The following is a 23306-nucleotide window of genomic DNA, read 5'->3' on the forward strand; positions in this document are numbered from 1 at the left end:
CGTATTATGGAAAACGCAACTATCACTACTTTAACCGCACAGTTTCCTCTGGTTGAGGATCTGATTGCCCTGAAAGAAACCACCTGGCTTAACCCGCGAACCACCACGCTGGCGGAAGGACTGCCCTATGTCGGGCTGACCAAAGCCGACGTGGACGACGCGCACGCTCGCCTGAAACGCTTCGCGCCGTATCTGGCGAAAGCCTTCCCGGAGACGGCCGCCACGGGCGGGATTATCGAATCCGAGCTGGTCGCGATCCCGGCAATGCAGGCGCGGCTGGAGAAAGAGTCTGGCAAATCCGTTCCCGGCACGCTGCTGCTAAAAAAAGACAGCCATCTGCCGATCTCCGGCTCGATCAAAGCGCGCGGCGGCATCTATGAGGTGCTGGCCCACGCGGAGAAACTGGCGCTGGAAGCCGGGTTGCTGAGCGTTGAAGACGACTACAGCATTCTGCTGGAGCCGCGCTATAAGGAATTCTTCAGCCAGTACAGCATTGCGGTAGGCTCAACCGGCAACCTCGGGATGTCCATCGGCATTATGAGCGCCCGCATCGGCTTTAAGGTGACGGTGCATATGTCCGCCGACGCCCGCGAGTGGAAGAAAGCCAAACTGCGCAGCCACGGCGTCATCGTCGTGGAATATGAGCAGGATTACGGCGTGGCGGTGGAGCAGGGACGCAAGGCGGCAGAAAGCGATCCGAACTGTTTCTTCATTGACGATGAAAACTCCCGCACCCTGTTCCTGGGCTACGCGGTGGCAGGCGAGCGACTGAAGGCGCAGTTTGCCGCACAGGGCCGCGTGGTGGATGCGGATCATCCGCTGTTCGTCTATCTGCCGTGCGGCGTCGGCGGCGGCCCCGGCGGCGTGGCGTTTGGCCTGAAGCTGGCCTTTGGCGATAACGTCCACTGCTTCTTCGCGGAGCCGACGCACTCCCCGTGCATGCTGCTGGGTGTTTACACCGGCCTGCACGATGAGATTGCGGTGCAGGATCTGGGCATTGATAACGTTACGGCGGCGGACGGTCTGGCGGTAGGGCGCGCGTCCGGCTTCGTGGGCCGCGCGATGGAGCGCCTGCTTGACGGGTTCTATACGCTTTCCGACCAGAGCATGTACGACATGCTCGGCTGGCTGGCGCATGAGGAAGGCATTCGCCTGGAACCGTCCGCGCTGGCGGGCATGGCCGGGCCGCTGCGCGTGCCTGCAGATGTCAGCGTTACCCACCTGGTATGGGCGACCGGCGGCGGCATGGTGCCGGAAGACGAAATGGCGAAGTATTTAGCAAAAGGCCGTTAACCGTAGGCCCGGTAAGGCGTAGCCGCCACCGGGCTTTAAAAGCTCACAATTTGCTGAATGTGAGTCACTGCGAAGAGTAAAGACAGAGACAGCACGGCCAGGGCGATCAGGAACTTATCCCTCACCGCCTTCGGCTGCACAAAATCGTTCTGCGCCACGTCCATCAGGTTTCGACTGCGGGTATAGCGCCATAAAATAATCGCCACCAGCGCCAGCACGACAAGCGAGATCCAGAACGGCACCCCGGTGCGGTGCCAGTTGTGCTTAATCGCGAGGGCAATCAGCGCACCATACCCCAGCAGCGTGCGCAGCCAGGCGAGTGACGTCCGCTCCGGCTGCAGGCCGGGGTCCGCTTCGCGTCGCGCTTTGCGGCTATCCGCCATAGAACACCAGCACCATCACTACGCCCGCCACCGCCAGCAGAATCGCGCTGATGATAAGCAGCCCACGCGTATAGGGCAGATCCTGCTTCAGACGCATCGCCTTCTCATTGCGCAGCCAGCGCAGGTAGCCGTAAATCGCCAGCACGCCCGCGAACAGGCACAGCAGCAGCGCCAGCACCTCGCGGATCAGCGGCGTGGCGAAATCGGGCGCGAGCTGATCGAGCCCCACCCCGGCGGCAAGAAATCCCAGCGCGGTGCGGATCCACGCTAAAAACGTGCGTTCATTAGCCAGCGAGAAGCGGTAGTCCGGCGCTTCGCCGAGGCGGGAAATTTTCATGAAGGTTCCTTGTCGAGCTACGGGCAGGCTTCAGCATAGCGTAAATCGACAAGGACAAGGAGACCGGCATCGGACGATGCCGGTCGGGACGATCAGTGCAGCTCTGGCCAGTATTCTTTGTTGGCCTCGATCAGGTCATCCAGAATCGCCTTCGCGACGGACGCGCTCGGCACGGTTTTCGACAGGGTAATCGCCTGCCAGAGTTTCTGGTACGAGCGCTGCTCCCAGGCATCCACCACCAGTTTTTCCACCGCCACCTGCTGGCTCATCAGCCCTTTCTGGAAGTGAGGAATATCGCCCACCGTGAGCGGCTCCGGCCCGTTATGGCCCACCAGGCACGAGATCTCCACCATCGCGTCGGCATCAAAGTTATGGATGGCCCCGTTGTTTGGCACAATCAGCAGCATCCGCTCCTGGGTGTTAAAGGCAATGGCGGTCGCCAGATCGACGATGTACGACGCGTGTTCGTCGATTTCCAATTCACCGGCAGAGGATTTTCCCGCCTCGATAATCGCCCGGCAGGAACTGAACACGTGCTTCTCACGGTGATCCATGACCTCATTGGCGCGGGTACGTTCCGGGTTGGAATGCGCGACCACGTAGTCCGGGAACAGGTAATACTTCAGGTAGGTGTTCGGCATGGTGTCCGGATCCAGCGCCTGCACGTCTTTTGCTTTAGCGAACGTATCGTTCCAGCTCGCTTCGGTATGAGCGTCGTCAGAAGGCGGGACATAGCCATTTTTCGCCACGTATTCACGCAGTTTCGGCATCAAATCGTTGCCGTTCAGATCTTCAATCGACGTCCACCAGCCGAAGTGGTTCAGGCCGTAGTAGCGCACGCGCATCTCTTTGCGGTCCTTCAGGCCGACAATCTGCGCCATGCGCCCTTCAATGCCGATCGGCATATCGCAGATGTTGAGGATTTTGGCGTTCGGACGCAGGCGGCGCGTGGCTTCCGCGACAATCGCCGCCGGGTTGGAGTAGTTCAGCATCCACGCGTTCGGAGAGTACTGCTCCATATAATCCACCAGCTCCAGCACGCCGCCGATAGAGCGCATGCCGTAGGAAATCCCACCCGGGCCGCAGGTTTCCTGACCCAGCACGCCGTGGCGCAGCGGGATTTTTTCATCTTTTTCGCGCATCGGGTATTTACCCACGCGGATATGCGCCATCACGAAATCGACATCGCTAAAGGCCGCTTTCGGGTCGGTGGTGTAGCTGAACTCAATCTCCGGAGCCTGTTCCTTAAGGATAATTTTGCACGCTTCGGCGATGGTCTCCTGACGCGCGCCGTCGTTGTCATAGAACTTCAGGGCGCGCAGCGGGAAACGGTCACGGTTGGCTAACAGCATCAGGACGATACCAGGCGTAAAGGTGCTGCCGCCGCCTGCAATGACAACTGAGAATTTTTTCATGATATAGCCTCTGTCAGGGTGGTTTGTTCATTCGTTAAGGGGGTTTTCATCAGCGATTCCAGCTGGTCGCGCACCTGAGGAACGTGCAGGCCGACAATCACCTGAATGCCGTTGCCGCGTCGCACCACGCCGTGGGCGCCGAGGGCTTTGAAGACGTCATCGCTTTGCGTTTTCGCCATATCGACCAGGGCGATGCGCAGGCGGGTGGCGCAGTTGTTGATGCTTTCGATGTTGGCCGCACCGCCCAGCGCCTGCAGGAATCCGGCGGCCTGCCCGACCTGCTGGCTGGCCGCAGCCGGAGCTGTGGTTTGCCCACGCGCCGCCTTATAGTCGGCCTTGCTGTAGAGCTTGATTTCGCTCTCCTCCCGGCCCGGCGTTTTCAGGTTCAGACGCGCAATCAGCGTTTTGAAGACCACGAAGTAAATTCCGGTGAAGCAGACGCCAATGCCGATCTGGGTGAAGACCGTCGCGGCGTGGTTATGGAACATCGGGATCCAGTTTTGCGGCAGAAATTGGTCCAGCAGGCCGCCCCCCATGTTCCCGACCACGCCGAAGGTGTACATCACCGTCGCCATGGTCGCCGCCAGCACGGCATGAACGGCAAACAGCAGCGGCGAGATAAACAGGAAGGTGAATTCGAGCGGTTCAGTAATGCCCACCAGCACGGCGGTGAGCGTTGCCGGGACCAGCAGCCCCGCGACCTTGACGCGGTTTTCCGGCGACGCGGTGTACCAGATCGCCAGCGCTATCCCGACCGAACCAAACACTTTTGAGTTACCGTGCAGGGCGAAGCCGCCTTCCGGGAAGAGAGTTTTCAGCGGCAGGGTGCTCTGGCTGAATTCCTGCAGGTGCTGCGCCCAGTAGACCTGAATCCCACCCTCAACCGCCGCCGGGCCGAAGATGAACGGACCGTAGACGAAGTGGTGCAATCCGGTTGGGATCAGAATGCGTTCCAGGAAGGTATACACCCACACGCCCAGCGCCCCGGCAGAGCGCAGGAACGCCTGCAGAGACTCAATGCCCATCTGCACTTTCGGCCAGCCCAGCAGCGTCAGCCAGGCGCAGGGGATCATGACGAAGAACGCGAGAATAACGACAAACGAGCTGCCCTGGAAAATCCCCAGAAACACCGGCAGCGGCTTGTCAAAATAGCGGTTGTGGATGGCGGTGACGATGCCTGAAATCACGATGGCACCGATGATGCTGGTATCGAGCGTTTTGATGCCGGCAATCATCGCCAGCCCGCTTCCCGCCGTCGGTTCGGCGGAGAAGTCGACGCCAAAGAAGTGGCCCCAGGTCATCCCCATCGCGTTGATGAAGTAGTTCCAGGTCAGGAAGCTAATCAGCACCGCCAGACAGGCGCGGCCCTGGGCCTGCTTCGCCAGGCCAATCGGCAGGCCGACAGCAAAAATCAGCGGCATATTGCGAAACACCGCCCAGCCGCCCTCTTCAATGATGTGAACAATCTGCGCGAAAAGATGATCGGGGGCCGTTAAGGCTTCGCCGACAAACAGCGGGTTGCGAAGCATGATGGCGATTCCCACCACGATCCCGGCGAACGGAAACAGCAACACCGGGGTAAACATGGCACCGCCAAAACGTTGTATTTGACTGAGCATTTTTAAATCCTCATGAAACAACCTGTAGGGGTAGAGGCCTTTATGGTTTTTTGCTGGCCTGAGGTGAGCATAAGAACTTACTGATGCGCGAACATGGCGTGCCGCTGCGATTCGTGATCGCATTCATGGTTTTATTTTGACCAAACAGGTCTACTTTTTGCGGTAAATATGGACATATCAGGACGCCATCCACGCCCTGATAAGGGCAGAGAGGTCTACTGGTGATCTACAAATCTATTGCCGACAGATTGCGGCTGCGGCTGAATTCGTCGGACTACAACATCGGCAGCCCGCTGCCCGGCGAAAAAGCGCTGGCGCAGGAGTTCGGCGTGGCGCGAATGACCATCCGCAAGGCGCTGGATCTGCTGGTGAGCTGGGGGCTGGTTGAGCGGCGGCACGGCAGCGGCACGTTTGTGTCGCGTAAAGACGTTCACCACGAAACCACCAACCTGACCGGGCTGGTGGAGGTGCTGCGCCAGCAGGGAAAAGAGGTGCAGAGCAAGGTGCTGCAGTTCGAAGTGATGCCCGCCCCACCCGCCATCGCCAGCCAGCTGCGGATTCAGGTGGATGAGCGGATCTACTTTTCCCGACGGGTGCGCTACGTGGACGGGAAGCCGCTGATGCTGGAGGACAGCTTTATGCCGGTGAAGCTGTTCCGCAATCTGTCGCTGGCGCATCTTGAGGGGTCTAAGTTTGATTACATCGAGAAGGAGTGCGGGATTACCATCAGCGGGAACTACGAGAGCCTGACGCCGGTGCTGGCAGATAAAACGCTGGCCGGTTATATGAACCTGCCGGAACAGACGCCGCTGCTGCGCATTACGTCCCTCTCCTACAGCGACAGCGGCGAGTTCCTCAATTATTCCGTGATGTTCCGAAATACCAGCGATTACCAGGTGGACTACCATCTGCGGCGCATCCACCCGGACGACCTGCTAGCCCATCCCCCAGAACAGCACCGCCAGTAGCTGCGGCGTAATGATGCGCAGGAACATCACCAGCGGGTAGACGGTGGCATAGGAGAGCGCGGCCGCGCCGCTGGTGGCGTGCAGGTTGTTGGCAAAGGCCAGCGCGGGCGGATCGGTCATGGAGCCCGCCAGCATGCCGCACAGCGTCAGGTAGTTCATTTTGGCGAACATCCGCGCCAGTATGCCCACCGTCAGCAACGGAATCGCCGTGATAAAGATGCCGTAGCCGACCCAGCTCATCCCTTCGCCTTTGACCAGAGTATCGACAAAATCCCCGCCGGACTTCAGCCCGACCACCGCCAGGAACAGGACGATGCCCAGCTCGCGCAGCGCCAGGTTGGCGCTCGGCGGCATAAACCAGTAGAGCTTACCGATGCAGCCGATACGCCCGAGGATCAGCGCCATAATCAGCGGCCCGCCCGCCAGGCCCAGCTTGAGCGCCACCGGGAAGCCCGGTACGTACAGCGGGATGGAGCCAAGGAGTACGCCAAGCCCGATACCGATAAACACCGGCAGCATCTGCACCTGCTGCAGTTTTTGCTGGGCGTTACCCACCATATCCGCCACGGCGTCGATGGACGACGGGCGCCCGACCAGGTTGAGGATATCCCCGAACTGCAGGCTGGCCTCGGGGCTGGCGACCAGCTCGACACCCGCACGGTTGAGGCGGGAGATCACCACGTCGTAGCGTTCTTTTACCTGAAGATCGCGTATTTTCTTACCAAGAACGTGCTCGTTAGTCACCACAACGCGTTCCACGCGCATATCGGTGCCGCGGGTTGAGAGCGAAGTATCCACTTCCTGACCAATCACCAGCCGCGCGTTGTTTAAATCGCCGGGCTGGCCGACCAGGTGCAGCAGATCGCCTTGCTGAATGATGGTGCCGGGCGCGGGCACCATCAGCATATCGTCGCGCTTAAGGCGGGAGCAGATAATATTGGCGCTGTTCAGGATCGGCACGTCCTGAATCGCCATATTGTTCAGGTTGGGGTTATCGACCCGAATATTGATGGTTTTGATCGGCATATGGCCGTTGGTGAGCGTGGTTTCGTGGTCTTTCGCCTCTTTATCAATGTTAATGCGAAACAGGACGCGGACCAGCCACATGGAGAGCAGAATGCCGCAAATGCCAAACGGATAGGCCATGGCGTAGCTCATCCCCATCTGATCGACGATGCCGGGTTCGATGCCCAAATCGCGCAGGATTTGCTGTCCGGCACCGAGCGCGGGCGTGTTGGTGACCGCTCCGGAGAAAATGCCCAGCACCACGGGCAGCGGGATAGAAAAAATCTTATGCAGAATGGCGGTGACAAGCCCGCCCATCACCACAATGCCGAGGGCAAACAGGTTGAGCCGTAATCCGGAGACCCGAAGTGAAGCGAAAAAGCCCGGCCCCACCTGAATCCCGATGGTATAGACGAAGAGGATCAGGCCGAACTCCTGAGTAAAGTGGAGCATCTCGGCGCTGAGGACCAGCCCGAGCTGGTCGGCAAAGTGGCCGACAAAAATGCCGCCAAACAGCACCCCGCCTATCCCAAACCCGACGCCGCGGATTTTGATATTCCCTATCCACAGGCCAACAACAGCGACCAGGGCCAACACGCTGACGGTTAACGCGATATCACTCATGATCCACTTCCTTGGCATAACCTTAGTTATGCTAAGGATTCTCTCAGAGCCGTGGGCGGTTGTATGGGCGATGGCGCACAAAAAAGCCCTGCCGGGGCAGGGCTTTATCTTTTCACCCTCTCCCTGTGGGAGAGGGCCGGGGTGAGGGCATCAACCCGCACACTGTTAACTGTTTAACGCCGGCCGGTCGCTAATGGCGATACGCTGCGGCGGAATGGTTTCCGGCACGTTGCGGGTCAGGTCAATATGCAGCAGCCCGTTGGTAAACGTGGCGCCGGACACCTCCATATGGTCTGCCAGGGTAAAGCTCAGGCTAAACGGCTGATTAACCAGCCCCTGATGCAACCATTTGGTCTCGGTCTCTTGTTTCTCCGGCGTACCTTTCACGGTCAGACGCGTGCCTTCGAGCTGGATATCCAGATCCTCCTGACGGAAGCCGGCCAGCGCCAGGGTAATACGATAGTGGTTATCGTCGCTTTTTTCGATGTTGTACGGCGGGAACGTCTGTTGCTCAGCGGTGTTTTGCAGGGCATTAGCCAGTTTGTCAAAACCAATCCACTGACGAAGTAAGGGGGATAAATCGTAGTTACGCATACTAAATCTCCTTCTGAGAAGCGAGTTCGGCACAGTTTAATTTTGTGCGCAGTTGCTCCTGCAAATCCTGATGGATTCGCATATGCTCCCGTTACGGCAAGCAATTCTGGGTGGGCCGCTAGCGCGACCCGCATAATTAGTTAATTTCGATACGACGCGGTTTTTTCTCTTCCGGAATCACACGTTCCAGTTCGATAAACAGCAGGCCGTTGACCAGGTTCGCGCCTTTCACGTGAATGTTCTCGGCTAACTGGAACTTGCGTTCAAAGTTGCGCTCGGCGATGCCCTGGTAAAGGTAAGTACGCTCTTTCTGCTCGGCCGTATGGGAACCTTTCACCACCAGCAGGTTGTCCTGCGCGGTGATCTCCAGTTCGTTTTCTGCAAAACCGGCGACGGCAATGGCGATGCGGTAGTGGTTTTCGTCAACCAGCTCAACATTGTATGGAGGGTAGCCGTTGCTCTGGCTTTGGTTATTTTCTAAATGGTTAAACAGGCGGTCAAAACCAATTGCAGAACGGTATAGCGGAGAAAGATCGAAGTTACGCATAAATAAAACTCCTGAAATCAGCGAGAAAATGTAGCCTTCCACCATGGACAGGCCTTTGCGCCCCCCGAACACCCATCAGGCGAGTTCGTTATCGGGTCGTATTCTTAAAATGGGTCTACAACCGGGCTTTTCAAGCGCGACGACTGCACTTTTTTTTGCACTTTCCTGCATCTCGCTTAGACTGGGACAACAGCACAAAGGGTTAAATTGCGATGGCTGCCACAGTGCGGGGTTATCGGGCTATCCATTTTGGTTAAGGCTCGTTATAACCCTGAGTTGCAGGTCTATGCAGTGCCATTAACGATGACTGAGTGATGATGAAAAATGTTCTGATAAAGCTGACGACGTTCAGCGGGGTTGTTTTACTTTGCGGGTGTTCGAGCGTGATGTCTCACACCGGCGGTAAAGAAGGAACATATCCGGGGACGCGCGCCAGCGCGGCGATGATCTCCGATGACGATACAAACTGGGGCACCAAATCCCTGGTTATCCTGGATATGCCGTTTACGGCCGTGGCGGATACGCTTCTGCTGCCGTGGGATATGTTTCGTAAGGACAACTCCGTGCGCTCACGGGTAGAAAAAAGCGAGCAGGAGAATCTGGCAACAAACGCCGTTATCCCGCCCGCAGAGATGCCTCCACGCTAGTTCTGCGCGGTTTCCGTTAACCAAAGTTGACGGAAACCCCCTGTCTCTTCCATCCACGCAATAAAGCGCCCGTCCGGGGAAAACACGACGGCATCAGCAGACGGCGGATTGCCGTGATCGGACGTCAAAAACGTCACCTCTCCGGTCTGCGCGTCGCAGCAGGCGATCCGGTTTTCGAGCACAAACCCCAGTCGGTCACCCGCCGGATGCCAGTTAAACGCAGACTGAATATCGCTCCCGTTACGCGTCAGCTGGCGCGGCTCGCCGCCCTCAGGCGAGATCAGCCACAGCTGCACAATGCCGTTATCGTCGCGCATCAGAAACGCGATCTGCGTCCCCTGCGGGTTGCTGCGAACCCAGTGGCGCGGCACGTTCACCAGGCCCGGATAGGCCCTCTGATGCGTAAAGGTCAGACGACGCTGCATTACCCCGGCAGGCGGGGCCGGCAGGGTCTCTGCCGTGCCCTGCAGCGGCGCATCGCCCGCACGCTTCCAGCCCTGCTCGTCTTCCGGCAGGTCGACGATAAACAGTTCCGGGACTTTTTCGCCCTGCGCAGAGAGGGTATCGCCGATAAACGCCAGCCTGGTGTTGCCTACCCAGCCCTCTTCATAGGCGCGGTTAATCTCGTCGCTGCCCGGCTGCGGGTTGGGCGTCGTGCGGCTGACCAGCACGCTCCAGAAGGTTCCCGGATACTCACGGGGATGGTTCCCCTGCGGGTTCACAGGGCCGTAAGGCGCAGCCACGCCGACGTTGCGTAAATCACGTTTAGGATCGCGCACGTGCAGGACATGGTCGTTATAGGTAAAGCTGACGAGCTGGCCGTTCGGGCTGAAGACATGGACGTGGCTGCCGCCGCGCAGCGCCCCAGGGGTGTACGGCGAAGTGATATCCATCGCGTCAAGATTGCTCACCTGACCGTTACAGGCAATGACTCCCTGACGATGATGAAAATCGTAGTGCCAGTCTGCATCCGGTTTTTTCGGACCGTGGATAAAGACGTATTTCTCCTGCGCGGGATGAACGGTCGCCACGCCAACGTGCGCGCCATCGGTGGCGCGATAAACTACCTCTACTTTGCCCGTATCGACGTTGACCCGCTCGATGGTTTCACCGGTGAACGATGCACCGGACGGGCGCACGTCATAGACCAGCCACTGGCTGTCCGGCGTCCAGGTATTGATGTTGGTCAGCTGGTGGTTGCGGGAAGCGAAGGTGATTTGTTTCATGAGGATACCCTGATGCACGGTGAGTGCATCAGGGTAAAACATCCGCAGGGATTAGCCTACTCGTTTCACATCACCCACCAGCAGGATGTAGGAGAGCGCACCGATCAGCGCCACGGCGGAGATGTACACCAGCGCCGGGCCGAAGCCGTAGTCCTGCGCCAGGTAGCCGATGACCAGCGGTACGGTGATCCCGCCCAGCCCGCCGACAAAGTTGAATACGCCACCGGTCAGGCCAATCAGCCGCATCGGCGCGAGAGACGACACCAGCGACCAGGTGATAGAGGCGAAACCGTTACCGAAGAACGCCACTGCCATCAGGGCCATAATCCACACCGGATCGTTGGTGTAGTTGGCGCCCATGATGCAGGTGGAGATCAGCAGCCCGCAGATAATCGGCGTTTTACGCGCCACGCCCAGCGAGTATCCTTTTTTCACCAGCTTATCGGCCAGCCACCCGGAGAGCAGTACGCCGAAAAAAGCCGCGAGGAACGGCACGGTAGTCATAAAGCCCGCCTTCAGCGCCGTGATGCCCTTTTCCTGGGTCAGATAGTTCGGGAACCAGGTCAGGAAGAACCACAGCGTGGAGGTCACCGCGAACTGGCCCAGATAAACGCCCACCAGCTTACGGTGAAAGACCAGCTTCCAGTCCGCTTTGGTCAGCGGCTGGCGCGCCTCTTTTTTCACCGGCGCATCACCGTCCACCAGGCCACCGCCGTCGCGGATGTAGTCCAGCTCGGCTTTGGTGATGCTTTTGGTCAGCCGCGGCGGCTGGTAGACCTTGAACCAGATCAGCGACCAGATAATGCCAATCCCCCCTGTGACGATGAACACCCAGTGCCAGCTCAGCAGCTCCTGGATCCAGATCAGCAGCGGCGTCAGGAACGCCAGGCCAACGAACTGCCCGGAGGTGTAAAAGCCGACGGCAGACGCACGCTCATGTTCCGGGAACCAGCTGGTCACCATGCGGTTGTTGGTGGGAAACGCGGGCGCTTCGAAAACCCCGGTGATGGCGCGCAGGCCAATCAGCGACATCAGCCCGGTCGCGAAGCCCTGGAAAAGGGTCGCCACGGACCAGCCGAAAATGGCGATAAAGTAGGTCAAACGTGAACCCACGCGGTCAAGGAACCAGCCGCCCGGGATCTGGCAGAGCGTATACAGCCAGGCAAACGCCGAGAAGACGTAACCCATTTCCGCTTTGGTGATGCCAAACTCTTCCTGAATATGGGCCGATGCCACGGCAAGGTTGGCGCGGTCGACATAGCAAATGACCACGGTAATAAAGATCATAATCAGCGTCAGGTAGCGGCGACGCCCGGTTTTTGTAGCGGTAACTGGAATATCCATCGCAATCTGTCTCCAGATTTTGGGCATAGCGAAGCCGCTCACCATGCCCTGTAATTTACAGAGGGTTATATTTTTGTAGGTACGTTATTTTGGCCGATGGCGCTGCGCTTACCGGCGATTTACCACTCGGCTACGGAACCGTCTTCATGACGCCACAGCGGGTTACGCCAGTCCGGCGCGTTTTTACTCAGCTCAATGACTTTGGCTTCATCAATCTCAACGCCAAGGCCCGGCTTCGTTAACGGTTTAAAGAAACCGCCTTCCATGCTGAAGTCTTCTTTATTTTTCACAAAATCGAGCAGTTCCGCGCCCTTGTTATAGTGAATCCCCATGCTCTGCTCCTGGAACACCGCGTTGCGGGAGACAAAGTCGACGTGCAGACAGGCCGCCAGCGCGATCGGTCCAAGCGGACAGTGCGGCGCCAGCGCCACATCGTAGGCTTCGGCCATCCCGGCAATTTTGTAGCATTCGGTGATGCCGCCCGCGTGAGAGAGGTCCGGCTGCAGGATGGCAATGCCGCCCGCTTCCAGCACGCGTTTAAACTCGAAGCGCGAGAACATGCGTTCACCCGCCGCGATGGGAATGTGCGTCTGTTCAGCCAGTTTCGGATAGTACTCGGCCTGTTCGGCCAGTACCGGCTCTTCGATAAACAGCGGACGATACGGCTCCAGCTCTTTGATCAGCACTTTGGCCATCGGCGCGCTAACGCGGCCATGGAAGTCCAGGCCAAATTCGATCTCGTTGCCGAAGGCTTCACGGATTTGCGCGACAGTATTCACCGCGCGATCCACCGCGCGCGAGTTGTCGATAATGCCCATCTCTTCGCAGCCGTTGAGCTTGAAGGTATCAAAGCCAATGTTGCGCAGCTGCGTGATGCCGTCGATCACTTCCGCAGGACGGTCACCGCCGACCCAGCTGTAGGCTTTAATTTTGTCGCGCACCAGGCCGCCCATCAGCTGCCAGACCGGCGCGTTCAGCACTTTGCCTTTGATATCCCACAGCGCCTGGTCGATACCGGCGATGGCGCTCATCAGAATCGGTCCCCCGCGGTAGAAGCCCGCGCGGTACATCACCTGCCACAGGTCGTTGATGCGAGCCGGATCCTGGTCAATCAGGTATTCCCCCAGCTCGTGCACCGCTGCTTCTACGGTGCGCGCACGTCCTTCAATTACCGGTTCGCCCCAGCCCACGACCCCTTCATCGGTTTCGATTTTCAGGAACATCCAGCGCGGGGGTAAACGGTACGTGGTGAGTTTGGTTATTTTCATTTCACTGCCTCTCGATACGCTTTCACAAATGCTGCCGCCTGCTGTGCGGTACGTTCCACGGACTGACCGGCGCGATACAGATCGCTGCCCAGCCCCGCGCCCACACAGCCCGCGCTCATCCACTGGCCCAGGTTTTCTGGCGTTACGCCGCCCACGGCAAAGACCGGCACGCTGGCGGGTAATACCGCTTTCAGCGCTTTGATGTAGTCCGGTCCAAAAGCCGATGACGGGAAAATTTTGAGCGACTGTGCGCCCGCGTCCAGAGCAGTAAAGGCTTCCGTGGCGGTGGCGCATCCAGGGCAGACGGTCATGCCGTAACCCACCGCGCGGCGGATCACCTCAGGCTGAATGTTGGGCGTGACGATAAGCTTACAGCCCATCTTTGCCAGCCGATCTACCTGCTCAGGCCGTAACACGGTGCCTGCGCCAATCAGCGCCCTATCGCCGAAGGCCTCCACCACGGCCGGAATGCTTTTTTCCCACTCCGGAGAGTTAAGCGGGATTTCCACAGCGTCGAACCCGGCGTCGATAACCGCGCCGACGTGGGCTAACGCCTCGTCGGGCGTGATGCCGCGCAAAATCGCGATAAGGGGAAGATCAGTTTGCCACTGCATGAGCGATGCTCCTTATTCCTGCCTGAAATGCCGTGTCGCCGGATACCGTTGAAACGTTACGTCCAACGGCGCGAAACGCCTGCTCATAGCGCGACGTTAGCGATGTGCCAGCGACAAGGGTGATGGCCTGCTCGTGCGCGACGAAATCACGCATGCTGGCGACCTCTGCGCCAATTAGCAGGCCGGAGAGAAATTCGCTGACCTGCTCGCGCGGGAGATTTCCCAGCACGTGCGAGGCGCGAACCTCAAAAAGCTGCGGCAAAACATCAGGAGAAGCGATCCCACGTTCAAGCCCGGCAGCAAACGCCTCTGACGAGGCTTCCTGCTCCGGCAAACCGGCTCCCACCAGTGAATGATTGAGCAGCAAATGGTGCAGCTCGCCGGTCATCACGGTGCGAAAATCGTGGATTTGCTCAGCGTCGGCCTGGACCCACTTGCAGTGCGTTCCGGGCATGACGTAGACAGAAGAAGGAGAAAGCGTGCGCGCGCCAAGCAGCTGCGTCTCTTCGCCGCGCATCACGTTGTGGTTATCCCCGCGAGAGATGCACAAACCGGGAATTATCCAGATATTGTCGCCAACGGACGTTAACTGATCGCCAATCGCGGAGAAATGGGCAGGAACCGGTAGATAAGGCGCTATCTTCCAGCCAACGTTGCTGCCGACCATTCCCGCCATGACCACCGGCGTGGCGCTGTCGCGCCAGTTTTGTGTGACCTCTGCTAACACCGCCTCGGGGGATTTACCGTTCAGGCGCGTCACGCCTGCTTCTGATTGCCTGCTCTCCAGGCACTGTTCGCCCTGGTACAGCCAGGCGCGCAGATTGGTCGATCCCCAGTCAATTGCGATGTAGCGAGATGTCATGTGATTTCCTTCAGCCTTCGTGTCGAGCTGGCAATCATGGTAAGCGCCGCCTGCTCTGCCGCATCGCCGTCCTGATGCCGTATCGCATCGAACAGCGCTTTATGTTCCTGGAGCGTTTTCGGCATGTTGGCCTCATCGCCCATCCAGGTACGTTCAAATACTGCTCGCTGTAGCGAGCTGATCGCCACGCTAAGCTGCTGTAATACCGGGTTATGCACCGACTGCAGCACCGCTTCGTGGTAGCGGATATCCGCCTCGTTAAACGCCTCCCGGTTCTGGTTATTGGCGATCATGTCGTTTAAAGCCGACTCAATCTGCGCCAAATCGCCAGAGGTTGCGCGCTCCGCCGCCCAGCGGGCGATGGCCGGTTCAACCAGGTTTCGGACTTCGCTCATCGCACCGATAAGCCTTGGGTCGTAATCGTTTTCCAGCACCCACTGCAGTACGTCGGTATCGAGGTAGTTCCACTGATTGCGCGGGGCAACAAACGCGCCGCGATAGCGCTTCATTTCAATCAGCCGCTTCGCCATCAGCGAGCGGAAGACTTCCCGGATGATGTTGCGCGAGGTTTCAAACTCCTCACACAGTTCGGCCTCTGCAGGCAGCGGCGAACCGGGAACGTATTTGCCACCCACAATCTGGGTGCCCAGCGTAATGACGATGCGATCGGTTTTATTGAGAGTCATGGAGAGTCCTTGTGCTCTGTATGTCCATTACTACTTTACCGCGACCGCTGAATTTCACCTCACTTTTGCAGTACAAACGTGAGGGCGTTCGACTTTGCCGTGGTGACAATGTAGTACAATCAATCAATGTTGTACTACAATCAAGATCACAAAAAGAACAATTCGATAAATTCAGCGCAAAAAAAGCCCCGGTTGATAACCGAGGCCGATGATTAGAAATAAGCGTTACTGCAGCACAAACTTCTCGATCGCGTAGGCAACGCCGTCTTCCAGGTTGGATTTGGTCACGAAGTTGGCCACTTCTTTCACCGACGGAATGGCGTTATCCATCGCCACGCCCATGCCCGCGAATTCAATCATCGCGATGTCGTTTTCCTGGTCGCCCAGCGCCATAATCTCTTCCGGCTTAATGCCCAGCGCATCGGCCAGTGATTTCACGCCGGTGCCTTTGTTGACGCGTTTATCGAGAATTTCGAGGAAGTACGGCGCACTTTTCAGCACGGTGTATTTCTCTTTCACCTCGGCCGGAATGCGTGCAATCGCTTTATCCAGGATCTCCGGCTCGTCGATCATCATCACTTTCAGGAACTGGGTGGCAGGGTCCATTTTCTCCGCTTCACAGAACACCAGCGGAATGGTCGCAACGTAGGATTCATGCACCGTGTAGTAGCTGATATCACGGTTGGCGGTGTAAAGCGTATTGCGATCGAGGGCGTGGAAGTGGGAGCCCACTTCACGGGACAGTTTTTCCAGGAACAGATAGTCATCGTAGCTCAACGCGGTTTGCGCAACCGTACTGCCATCTGCGGCTTTCTGCACCAGCGCGCCGTTATAGGTGATGCAGTAGTCGCCAGGCTGATTCATGTGCAGCTCTTTCAGGTAGCTGTGCACGCCCGCATACGGACGCCCCGTGGTCAGGACCACATTCACGCCCTTTGCGCGTGCCGCAGCGATCGCGTTCTTAACGGCTGGAGAGATAGTGTGGTCTGGCAGCAACAGCGTGCCGTCCATATCGATTGCAATAAGTTTGATAGCCATGAGTTCCCCGGGATAAATGAGTGCTACCTCATGCTAACGCGATTAAGCACACAAAAATAGAGCTACATTGCGCAACAAAAGCCCCCTTTTACGCTTATCCCGGGGAACAAAGACCTACTCGCGGGTGAGAACAATTTTACCGAACGCGCCGCGATCGAGATGTTCAAACGCCTGTTCAAGCTCGTTAAAACGGTAGCGATGCTCAATCACGGGTTTCAGTCCGGTGACATCAACAGCGCGGACGAAATCTTCCAGCGCCCGGCGGTGTCCCACGCCGATCCCCTGAATGACGGGGGATTTCAGCAACAGCTCGCCAGCAGAGAGGGTAATCTCCGTCCCGGCCAGCACGCCAATAACGGAGATACGTCCGTGAACGGCAACGGCGCGCAGGGAGTGCTTCAGGTTCTCTCCCCCCACGGTTTCAATAATATGGTCGATGCCGCGATCCTGCGTGAGCGCCAGCGTATTTTCAGCCCAGTCGCCTTTCAGGCGGTTGATGCCCTGGCTGGCCCCCAGTTTTTTGGCCAGCGCCAGCTTTTCATCGCTCCCGGACGTGACAAATACCTCTGCGCCGTGCGCTTTTGCAATTTGCAGGGCGAAAATCGCCACCCCGCCCGTGCCCTGCACCAGCACCGATTGCCCGGCGCGCAGCTGTCCGCGTTCCATCAGCGCAAACCAGGCGGTAAGCCCTGCGCAGGGTAAGGTACTGGCCTCGGCGTCATCCAGGGTCTCCGGGGAGGCCACCAGCGCGTCTTCCTTCACAATCACATACTCGGCCAGCATCCCCTGGAAGTATCCACCGGACGTTTTATAGGGCAAATTGCGCGCGTCCGCCTGCGGTTTACCGTCGATCCATTCCGGGAAGAAGGTTGAGATAACGCGAGCGCCGGGCTGGAAGCGCGTGACGCCTTCACCCACGCAGTCTACGACGCCTGCCATGTCAGACGCCGGGGTAAACGGGAAGGAAAGCGGGATTGGCATTGTGCCTTCAACAACCATTTTATCGCGATAGTTGAGCGCAACGGCATTCACCCGCACGCGCACTTCACCCGGGCCTGGCTGTGGAGCGGGTGCCTGAGTCAGCTTAAGGTTCTCGCGCCCGAGGGCGTCCATGGACCAGCGTTGCATTGTCTCTGTCATTTTATTTCTCCTGCCATCAGATGAGCTTTAGTCCTGACAGTCTACCGTTGACTAAAGGTCACCAGTGGCGATAAGTTTTCTCTTTATTGACGCCATAATCGATACAATCCATGACCGATACGCTGAAGGATATTCCTGTTTTTGTGGCTGCCGTTGAGGCGGGAAGTTTCGCTCAGGCCGCAATTCGCCTGCATTTGTCACGCTCGGCGGTAGGGAAAAGCATCGCTCGCCTTGAAGAGCGGCTGGGGGTACGTCTTTTTCACCGCACCACCCGTAGCCAGAGGCTGACCGATAACGGCGCTCTTTTTTATGAACGCTGCCTGCGCGCGCTGGAGGAGATTCGGGGCGCGGAATCGCTGCTTGAAACAGGGAAACAGCAGGTCAGTGGCCGCCTGCGCGTTGCCATGCCGGTGCTGTTTGGTCGCCAGTGCGTCGCCCCGCTGCTGATAGCGCTGGCGCAGGAACACCCCGGGCTTGAACTGGAAATGTCATTCAGCGACCGGGTGGTGGATCTCGTCGAGGAAGGGTTTGATATGGCGGTGCGTAACGGCACGCTTCAGGACAGCAGCGTGCTGGTCGCCAGAAGGCTGGGAGAACACCGCATGGTGCTATGCGCCGCGCCGGATTATCTGCAGAAGAAAGGCCAACCGCAAAGCGTGGCTGATTTACCCCAGCATACGGCGATTAACTATCTGCGCGCAGGCAGAGTGCTGTCCTGGCAACTGATGGATAACGAAGGAACGTCGCACACCTTTACTCCCCGGTCATCACTTAATATGGATGATTTGCAGGCGATCTGCGACGCTGCGCTGGCCGGACACGGCATTGCATGGCTGCCCTGCTGGATGGTCGTTAAAGATATTCACAAGGGTAAACTCGTCCCGCTCCTGAAGCAGGCACCGGATGTGCATTTCGACGTTCATGCGGTGTGGCAGCAGACGCCGCACCTGCCGCTGAGGGTAAGAATGGCGATAGATACGCTGGCGAGCCGTTTACCGTCCGCAATGTCGCTGGATATGCCTGCGCCCATAAAAAAGCCGCGCTAAAAGCGCGGCCAGTTATCGTGCGGTATCACGTCGATTAAATATCGATATTTGCCGCTTTCAGGGCGTTCTCTTCGATGAAGGCACGACGAGGTTCAACCGCATCACCCATCAGGGTCGTGAACAGCTGGTCTGCAGCAATCGCGTCTTTAACGGTAACGCGCAGCATGCGGCGGCTTTCCGGATCCATGGTGGTTTCCCACAGCTGCTCCGGGTTCATTTCGCCCAGACCTTTATAGCGCTGGATCGCGAGGCCACGACGGGACTCTTTCACCAGCCAGTCCAGCGCCTGCTCGAAGCTGGCTACCGGCTGACGACGTTCGCCACGTTCGATGAACGCATCGTCTTCGATCAGGTCGCGCAGCGTCTCGCCGAGCGTGCAGATACGACGGTATTCCGGACCGGTGACAAACTCGTGCTCCAGCGGGTAGTCGGTATCAACGCCGTGGGTGCGCACGCGAATAATAGGCTCGAACTGCTTATCGGCGTTCTGCTGAACATCGCATTTCCACTGGCTGCCGTGCTGCTCTTTCTCGTTCAGATCGGTCACCAGAGCGTTCACCCAGCGGGTCACGGTCTGCTCGTCGCTCAGATCGGCTTCGGTCAGAGTTGGCTGATAAACCAGCTCCTTCAGCAGCGTTTTCGGATAACGGCGTTCCATACGCGTGATCATTTTCTGCGTGGCGTTGAACTCGGACACCAGACGCTCCAGCGGCTCACCAGCCAGTGCAGGGGCGTGCGAGTTCGCGTGCAGGGTCGCGCCATCAAGCGCGATCGCGATTTGGTACTGATCCATCGCTTCGTCATCTTTGATGTACTGTTCCTGCTTGCCTTTCTTCACTTTGTACAGCGGCGGCTGGGCAATGTAGACGTGGCCACGTTCAACGATTTCAGGCATCTGACGATAGAAGAAGGTCAACAGCAGCGTACGAATGTGCGAGCCGTCGACGTCCGCATCGGTCATGATGATGATGCTGTGGTAGCGCAGTTTGTCCGGGTTGTACTCGTCACGGCCAATGCCGCAGCCCAGCGCGGTGATGAGCGTCGCCACTTCCTGAGAAGAGAGCATCTTGTCGAAACGGGCTTTCTCAACGTTGAGGATTTTACCCTTCAGCGGCAGGATAGCCTGGTTCTTACGGTTACGGCCCTGCTTTGCAGAACCGCCCGCGGAGTCCCCTTCCACGAGGTACAGTTCGGACAGCGCCGGGTCGCGTTCCTGGCAGTCAGCCAGCTTGCCCGGCAGGCCGGCTAAGTCCAGCGCGCCTTTACGACGGGTCATTTCACGGGCTTTACGCGCCGCTTCACGGGCACGCGCCGCATCGATAATTTTGCCCACCACGATTTTCGCGTCGGACGGGTTTTCCAGCAGGTATTCGCTCAGCAGTTCGTTCATCTGCTGCTCAACCGCCGATTTCACCTCAGAAGAGACCAGCTTGTCTTTGGTCTGTGAGGAGAACTTCGGATCCGGCACCTTCACGGAGACAACGGCAATCAGGCCTTCACGGGCATCGTCACCGGTGGCGCTGACTTTCGCTTTCTTGCTGTAGCCTTCTTTGTCCATGTAGGCGTTCAGGGTACGGGTCATCGCCGCACGGAAGCCCGCAAGGTGTGTACCACCGTCACGCTGTGGAATGTTGTTGGTGAAGCAGTAGATGTTTTCCTGGAAACCGTCGTTCCACTGCAGCGCCACTTCCACGCCGATACCGTCTTTTTCGGTGGAGAAGTAGAAGATATTCGGGTGAATTGGCGTTTTGTTCTTGTTCAGATACTCAACGAACGCCTTGATACCGCCTTCGTAGTGGAAGTGGTCTTCTTTGTTGTCACGCTTGTCGCGCAGGCGAATCGAGACGCCGGAGTTCAGGAACGACAGTTCACGCAGGCGTTTCGCCAGGATGTCGTACTCGAACTCGGTGACGTTGGTGAAGGTTTCGAGGCTCGGCCAGAAACGCACCATGGTACCAGTTTTGTCGGTGTCGCCCGTGACGGCCAGCGGTGCCTGCGGCACGCCGTGCGTATAAAGCTGACGGTGGATTTTGCCTTCGCGCTGGATAACCAGCTCCAGCTTCTGCGACAGGGCGTTTACTACCGAAACGCCTACGCCGTGCAGGCCGCCGGAAACTTTATAGGAGTTATCGTCGAACTTACCGCCTGCGTGCAGCACGGTCATGATCACTTCCGCCGCAGAGACGCCCTCTTCCGGGTGAATACCGGTTGGGATGCCACGACCGTCATCGGTGACGGAGACGGAGTTATCCGCATGGATGGTGACCACGATGTCTTTACAGTGACCCGCGAGCGCTTCGTCGATAGCGTTATCTACCACCTCGAATACCATGTGGTGCAGACCGGTGCCGTCATCCGTGTCGCCGATATACATACCCGGGCGCTTACGCACCGCATCCAGCCCTTTCAGGACTTTGATACTGGAGGAGTCATAAGAATTCGACATCAACGTTTCTCGCTCATTTCAACTTGGGTTAATCCGTTATTTTACCCTTTTCCACGGTAAACATCTTCGAATTTTCGTCCGACATGTCTATAACGTGTTCAGCGCTAATGGCGCTGACGAAAACCTGCGACTGCGTGGCTTTTAAGCGGCTGGCAAGCAGCCCGCGCCGCGCGTCGTCAAGTTCCGAGGCAAAATCATCTATCAGGTACAGGCAGCGCCGCCCGCTCTCGCGGGTGAGAAACTCCCCCTGCGCCAGGCGCAGCGCACACATCAGGAGCTTGAGCTGCCCGCGCGACAGCGTGTCTTCCACCGGCGCGCCGTCGGCACGAATGCGGAAATCCGCCTTGTGCGGGCCGTGCGCGGTGTAGGTCAACATGCGGTCGCGCTCGAAGTTTCTCTCTAACACCTCGGCATAATCCGTCTCTTTCTCCCAGCCGCGCTGGAAGGAGAAGGTGAGAGAGAATTCGGGTAAAAACTGTTTGCAGGTGTCGGCCATGTCTTCGGCGATACCTGCGCTGTATTCGGCACGCCAGCGGCTGATCTGTTCCGCAAGAGGAATTAACTCCATGTCCCACGGACGCAGCTGAGCGTAGCGCGTCACCTGGCGCAGCGCGGCGTTACGCTGCTTGAGCAGACGCTTCAGGTTGCTCCAGGCGTTAAAAAATCCGGCTTCGTTGTGAAAGCATCCCCAGTCGAGGAACGCTCTTCTGTATTTGGGGCCGCCGTTGAGTAAAGTAAACCCCTCCGGCGTTATCAGCTGCATTGGCATCAGCAGCGCCAGCTCCGCCACCTTGTGGCCGTCGGTACCGTCGATGCGCACCTTGCTGTCCCCCTGCTTGTCTTTGGTCAGGCCGATGGCGGTCTCCCGCTCCTCGCCCTGCAAACGCCCATGCAGAACAAAAGATTCCTGTTCGTGGCGGATGACGCGACCAATCTGCAAACTGCGAAACGCCCGGCCGTGGCCGAGCGTATAGATGGCCTCAAGCACGCTGGTTTTGCCGCTGCCGTTAGCGCCAACCAGGAAGTTAAAGCCAGGGGATAAAGCGAGATCCGCGCTTTCGATGTTGCGAAAGTCGCGGATCAACAGACGGGTGAGCGACATTACAGTCTCATTGGCATGACAACATAGGCAGCCGACTGTGATGCGGCATCTTCAATCTGTACGCTCGAAACGGAGTCGGTCAGCAGGATGCGCACGTTCTCGCATTTCAGCGCGTTCAGCACATCCAGCACGTAGCTGACGTTGAAGCCGATTTCCATCTCAGCCCCGGCGTAGGTGACGTCCAGAATCTCTTCTGCCTCTTCCTGCTCCGGGTTGTTAGCGGTGATTTTGATCTGGTTTTCACTCACGTACAGGCGCACGCCGCGGAATTTCTCGTTTGAGAGGATCGCGGCACGGGCAAAGGCCTGCTTGAGGCTGTCGCAGCCTGCTTCCAGCGTTTTGTCCGGGTTCTTCGGCAATACGCGGCGATAATCCGGGAAACGACCGTCAACCAGCTTCGATGTGAAGACAAAATCGCCCACGTGGGCGCGGATGTTATTGCTGCCGATCTGCACGCGCAGCGGCGTGTCGCCACCGTCGAGCATACGCATCAGCTCAATCACCCCTTTACGCGGCACGATCACCGAATGGTTTGGCAGTGAATCGCCAATTGGCATAGAACAGACCGCCAGACGGTGGCCGTCGGTGGCCACGGTACGCAACTCTTCACCTTCGGTTTCGAACAGCATGCCGTTTAAGTAGTAACGAACGTCCTGATGCGCCATGGAGAACTGCGTGGCTTCAATCAGACGCTTCATCGTCGCCTGTGGCAGGGTGAATTCAACTTCGCTCTGCCAGTCGTCCAGGTTCGGGAAGTCCGCAGCAGGCAGCGTGGAGAGCGAGAAACGGCTGCGGCCAGAGCGCACCAGCATACGGTCGCCTTCCAGCTGCACGGCGATTTCAGCGCCTTCCGGCAGCCCGCGGCAGATATCAAAGAATTTACGTGCCGGAACCGTGGTCGCGCCCGCGTCGTGCGGCTGCGTCAGCGTAACGCGCGCGATCATTTCCATTTCCAGATCTGTACCGGTCAGCGACAGCGTACCGTCCGCGACCTGAAGCAGCAGGTTTCCGAGAATAGGCAGCGTTGGGCGGCCACCTAATGGGCCACTCACCTGTTGCAGCGGTTTTAATAAATGTTCACGTTCAACGGTAAATTTCATAG

22 protein-coding genes and 1 other annotated feature are annotated in these 23306 nt (G+C 58.1%); of the genes, 4 read left to right on the plus strand and 18 right to left on the minus strand.

Annotated elements, in window-relative coordinates; genetic code table 11:
• The first annotated feature begins 6 nt into the window (after positions 1-6).
• Positions 7-1293, plus strand: coding sequence for a D-serine ammonia-lyase (gene dsdA, locus AC0TNG_RS00875; protein WP_473712618.1), 1287 nt, complete (start codon positions 7-9; stop codon positions 1291-1293).
• 35 nt (positions 1294-1328) lie between these two features.
• Here the strand turns inward: dsdA and AC0TNG_RS00880 are convergent, their stop codons facing one another.
• The 4 genes from AC0TNG_RS00880 to AC0TNG_RS00895 all read right to left on the minus strand — a co-directional run bounded on the left by AC0TNG_RS00880 (position 1329) and on the right by AC0TNG_RS00895 (position 5047).
• Positions 1329-1676 carry a DUF202 domain-containing protein gene (locus AC0TNG_RS00880; protein ID WP_024907383.1) on the minus strand — a complete coding sequence of 116 codons (348 nt, stop codon included), beginning with the start codon at positions 1674-1676 and terminating at the stop codon, positions 1329-1331.
• Positions 1666-2013 carry a YidH family protein gene (locus tag AC0TNG_RS00885; RefSeq protein ID WP_024907384.1) on the minus strand — a complete coding sequence of 116 codons (348 nt, stop codon included), beginning with the start codon at positions 2011-2013 and terminating at the stop codon, positions 1666-1668. The genes AC0TNG_RS00880 and AC0TNG_RS00885 overlap by 11 nt, the downstream gene beginning before the upstream one ends.
• A 92-nt stretch (positions 2014-2105) precedes the next feature.
• Positions 2106-3428 carry a 6-phospho-alpha-glucosidase gene (locus AC0TNG_RS00890; RefSeq protein WP_024907385.1) on the minus strand — a complete coding sequence of 441 codons (1323 nt, stop codon included), beginning with the start codon at positions 3426-3428 and terminating at the stop codon, positions 2106-2108.
• A complete protein-coding gene (locus AC0TNG_RS00895) occupies positions 3425-5047 on the minus strand; it encodes an alpha-glucoside-specific PTS transporter subunit IIBC (protein ID WP_024907386.1) in 1623 nt (540 codons plus the stop codon). Before AC0TNG_RS00895 ends, AC0TNG_RS00890 begins: the two co-directional genes overlap by 4 nt.
• Before the next feature lie 221 nt (positions 5048-5268).
• On the opposite strand from AC0TNG_RS00895, the gene AC0TNG_RS00900 reads away from it, so the two are divergent.
• Entirely contained in the window at positions 5269-6015 is a 747-nt protein-coding gene (locus tag AC0TNG_RS00900) for a GntR family transcriptional regulator (protein WP_024907387.1), read from the plus strand.
• On the opposite strand, the gene AC0TNG_RS00905 is transcribed toward AC0TNG_RS00900, so the two are convergent.
• The 3 genes from AC0TNG_RS00905 to ibpA all read right to left on the minus strand — a co-directional run bounded on the left by AC0TNG_RS00905 (position 5983) and on the right by ibpA (position 8785).
• A complete protein-coding gene (locus tag AC0TNG_RS00905) occupies positions 5983-7644 on the minus strand; it encodes a putative transporter (protein WP_473712619.1) in 1662 nt (553 codons plus the stop codon). The two genes, AC0TNG_RS00900 and AC0TNG_RS00905, sit on opposite strands and share 33 nt — an antisense overlap.
• A gap of 165 nt (positions 7645-7809) precedes the next feature.
• The gene (gene ibpB, locus AC0TNG_RS00910; RefSeq protein ID WP_024907389.1) at positions 7810-8238 is read right to left on the minus strand and encodes a small heat shock chaperone IbpB; all 429 of its coding nucleotides are present in this window, start codon (positions 8236-8238) and stop codon (positions 7810-7812) included.
• Between the two features lie 136 nt (positions 8239-8374).
• Positions 8375-8785 carry a small heat shock chaperone IbpA gene (gene ibpA / locus AC0TNG_RS00915; RefSeq protein ID WP_008500162.1) on the minus strand — a complete coding sequence of 137 codons (411 nt, stop codon included), beginning with the start codon at positions 8783-8785 and terminating at the stop codon, positions 8375-8377.
• Positions 8779-8850, minus strand: a sequence feature (ROSE (Repression Of Heat Shock gene Expression) occurs in the 5'-region of heat shock genes and acts as an RNA thermometer to modulate expression.). (Overlaps the previous gene by 7 nt.)
• Before the next feature lie 249 nt (positions 8851-9099).
• Between ibpA and AC0TNG_RS00920 the strand changes: the two genes are divergently transcribed.
• A complete protein-coding gene (locus AC0TNG_RS00920) occupies positions 9100-9432 on the plus strand; it encodes a YceK/YidQ family lipoprotein (RefSeq protein WP_024907391.1) in 333 nt (110 codons plus the stop codon).
• On the opposite strand, the gene AC0TNG_RS00925 is transcribed toward AC0TNG_RS00920, so the two are convergent.
• The 8 genes from AC0TNG_RS00925 to AC0TNG_RS00960 form a co-directional block, all read right to left on the minus strand.
• Positions 9429-10658 (minus strand): DUF3748 domain-containing protein, encoded by a 1230-nt coding sequence (locus tag AC0TNG_RS00925; protein WP_473712620.1) that lies wholly within the window; start codon positions 10656-10658, stop codon positions 9429-9431. The two genes, AC0TNG_RS00920 and AC0TNG_RS00925, sit on opposite strands and share 4 nt — an antisense overlap.
• Positions 10659-10709: 51 nt before the next feature.
• Positions 10710-12047, minus strand: a complete 1338-nt coding sequence (locus AC0TNG_RS00930) for an MFS transporter (RefSeq protein ID WP_080350511.1) — start codon at positions 12045-12047, stop codon at positions 10710-10712.
• 74 nt (positions 12048-12121) lie between these two features.
• A complete protein-coding gene (dgoD, locus tag AC0TNG_RS00935; protein WP_473712621.1) occupies positions 12122-13270 on the minus strand; it encodes a galactonate dehydratase in 1149 nt (382 codons plus the stop codon).
• On the minus strand, positions 13267-13884 hold the full coding sequence (locus AC0TNG_RS00940; RefSeq protein ID WP_032648565.1) for a 2-dehydro-3-deoxy-6-phosphogalactonate aldolase: 618 nt from the start codon (positions 13882-13884) through the stop codon (positions 13267-13269). Before AC0TNG_RS00940 ends, dgoD begins: the two co-directional genes overlap by 4 nt.
• Positions 13868-14746, minus strand: coding sequence for a 2-dehydro-3-deoxygalactonokinase (locus AC0TNG_RS00945; RefSeq protein WP_417927967.1), 879 nt, complete (start codon positions 14744-14746; stop codon positions 13868-13870). Before AC0TNG_RS00945 ends, AC0TNG_RS00940 begins: the two co-directional genes overlap by 17 nt.
• Positions 14743-15432 carry a D-galactonate utilization transcriptional regulator DgoR gene (dgoR, locus tag AC0TNG_RS00950; RefSeq protein WP_003861109.1) on the minus strand — a complete coding sequence of 230 codons (690 nt, stop codon included), beginning with the start codon at positions 15430-15432 and terminating at the stop codon, positions 14743-14745. Before dgoR ends, AC0TNG_RS00945 begins: the two co-directional genes overlap by 4 nt.
• Before the next feature lie 225 nt (positions 15433-15657).
• The gene (yidA, locus tag AC0TNG_RS00955; RefSeq protein WP_047347427.1) at positions 15658-16470 is read right to left on the minus strand and encodes a sugar-phosphatase; all 813 of its coding nucleotides are present in this window, start codon (positions 16468-16470) and stop codon (positions 15658-15660) included.
• Positions 16471-16584: 114 nt separating this feature from the next.
• A complete protein-coding gene (locus AC0TNG_RS00960; RefSeq protein ID WP_473712622.1) occupies positions 16585-17610 on the minus strand; it encodes a zinc-dependent alcohol dehydrogenase family protein in 1026 nt (341 codons plus the stop codon).
• Between the two features lie 110 nt (positions 17611-17720).
• On the opposite strand from AC0TNG_RS00960, the gene AC0TNG_RS00965 reads away from it, so the two are divergent.
• Complete coding sequence (locus AC0TNG_RS00965; protein WP_473712623.1) at positions 17721-18656, plus strand: LysR family transcriptional regulator; 936 nt, start codon at positions 17721-17723, stop codon at positions 18654-18656.
• Positions 18657-18690: 34 nt separating this feature from the next.
• On the opposite strand, the gene gyrB is transcribed toward AC0TNG_RS00965, so the two are convergent.
• The 3 genes from gyrB to dnaN are packed head-to-tail and all read right to left on the minus strand — an operon-like array spanning position 18691 to position 23304.
• Complete coding sequence (gene gyrB, locus AC0TNG_RS00970; RefSeq protein ID WP_024907871.1) at positions 18691-21102, minus strand: DNA topoisomerase (ATP-hydrolyzing) subunit B; 2412 nt, start codon at positions 21100-21102, stop codon at positions 18691-18693.
• Between the two features lie 28 nt (positions 21103-21130).
• Complete coding sequence (gene recF, locus AC0TNG_RS00975; protein WP_024907872.1) at positions 21131-22204, minus strand: DNA replication/repair protein RecF; 1074 nt, start codon at positions 22202-22204, stop codon at positions 21131-21133.
• Positions 22204-23304, minus strand: coding sequence for a DNA polymerase III subunit beta (gene dnaN / locus AC0TNG_RS00980; RefSeq protein WP_008500170.1), 1101 nt, complete (start codon positions 23302-23304; stop codon positions 22204-22206). The genes recF and dnaN overlap by 1 nt, the downstream gene beginning before the upstream one ends.
• Positions 23305-23306 lie beyond the last annotated feature (2 nt).

This window comes from Enterobacter sp. PL_is514 (genome assembly GCF_055816715.1).

Coding starts and splice junctions, on each gene's coding strand:
- dsdA (WP_473712618.1), top strand. CDS start 7: ATGGAAAACGCAACTATCACTACTTTAACCGCACAGTTTCCTCTGGTT.
- AC0TNG_RS00880 (WP_024907383.1), bottom strand. CDS start 1,676: ATGGCGGATAGCCGCAAAGCGCGACGCGAAGCGGACCCCGGCCTGCAG.
- AC0TNG_RS00885 (WP_024907384.1), bottom strand. CDS start 2,013: ATGAAAATTTCCCGCCTCGGCGAAGCGCCGGACTACCGCTTCTCGCTG.
- AC0TNG_RS00890 (WP_024907385.1), bottom strand. CDS start 3,428: ATGAAAAAATTCTCAGTTGTCATTGCAGGCGGCGGCAGCACCTTTACG.
- AC0TNG_RS00895 (WP_024907386.1), bottom strand. CDS start 5,047: ATGCTCAGTCAAATACAACGTTTTGGCGGTGCCATGTTTACCCCGGTG.
- AC0TNG_RS00905 (WP_473712619.1), bottom strand. CDS start 7,644: ATGAGTGATATCGCGTTAACCGTCAGCGTGTTGGCCCTGGTCGCTGTT.
- ibpB (WP_024907389.1), bottom strand. CDS start 8,238: ATGCGTAACTACGATTTATCCCCCTTACTTCGTCAGTGGATTGGTTTT.
- ibpA (WP_008500162.1), bottom strand. CDS start 8,785: ATGCGTAACTTCGATCTTTCTCCGCTATACCGTTCTGCAATTGGTTTT.
- AC0TNG_RS00920 (WP_024907391.1), top strand. CDS start 9,100: ATGATGAAAAATGTTCTGATAAAGCTGACGACGTTCAGCGGGGTTGTT.
- AC0TNG_RS00925 (WP_473712620.1), bottom strand. CDS start 10,658: ATGAAACAAATCACCTTCGCTTCCCGCAACCACCAGCTGACCAACATC.
- AC0TNG_RS00930 (WP_080350511.1), bottom strand. CDS start 12,047: ATGGTGAGCGGCTTCGCTATGCCCAAAATCTGGAGACAGATTGCGATG.
- dgoD (WP_473712621.1), bottom strand. CDS start 13,270: ATGAAAATAACCAAACTCACCACGTACCGTTTACCCCCGCGCTGGATG.
- AC0TNG_RS00940 (WP_032648565.1), bottom strand. CDS start 13,884: ATGCAGTGGCAAACTGATCTTCCCCTTATCGCGATTTTGCGCGGCATC.
- AC0TNG_RS00945 (WP_417927967.1), bottom strand. CDS start 14,746: ATGACATCTCGCTACATCGCAATTGACTGGGGATCGACCAATCTGCGC.
- dgoR (WP_003861109.1), bottom strand. CDS start 15,432: ATGACTCTCAATAAAACCGATCGCATCGTCATTACGCTGGGCACCCAG.
- yidA (WP_047347427.1), bottom strand. CDS start 16,470: ATGGCTATCAAACTTATTGCAATCGATATGGACGGCACGCTGTTGCTG.
- AC0TNG_RS00960 (WP_473712622.1), bottom strand. CDS start 17,610: ATGACAGAGACAATGCAACGCTGGTCCATGGACGCCCTCGGGCGCGAG.
- AC0TNG_RS00965 (WP_473712623.1), top strand. CDS start 17,721: ATGACCGATACGCTGAAGGATATTCCTGTTTTTGTGGCTGCCGTTGAG.
- gyrB (WP_024907871.1), bottom strand. CDS start 21,102: ATGTCGAATTCTTATGACTCCTCCAGTATCAAAGTCCTGAAAGGGCTG.
- recF (WP_024907872.1), bottom strand. CDS start 22,204: ATGTCGCTCACCCGTCTGTTGATCCGCGACTTTCGCAACATCGAAAGC.
- dnaN (WP_008500170.1), bottom strand. CDS start 23,304: ATGAAATTTACCGTTGAACGTGAACATTTATTAAAACCGCTGCAACAG.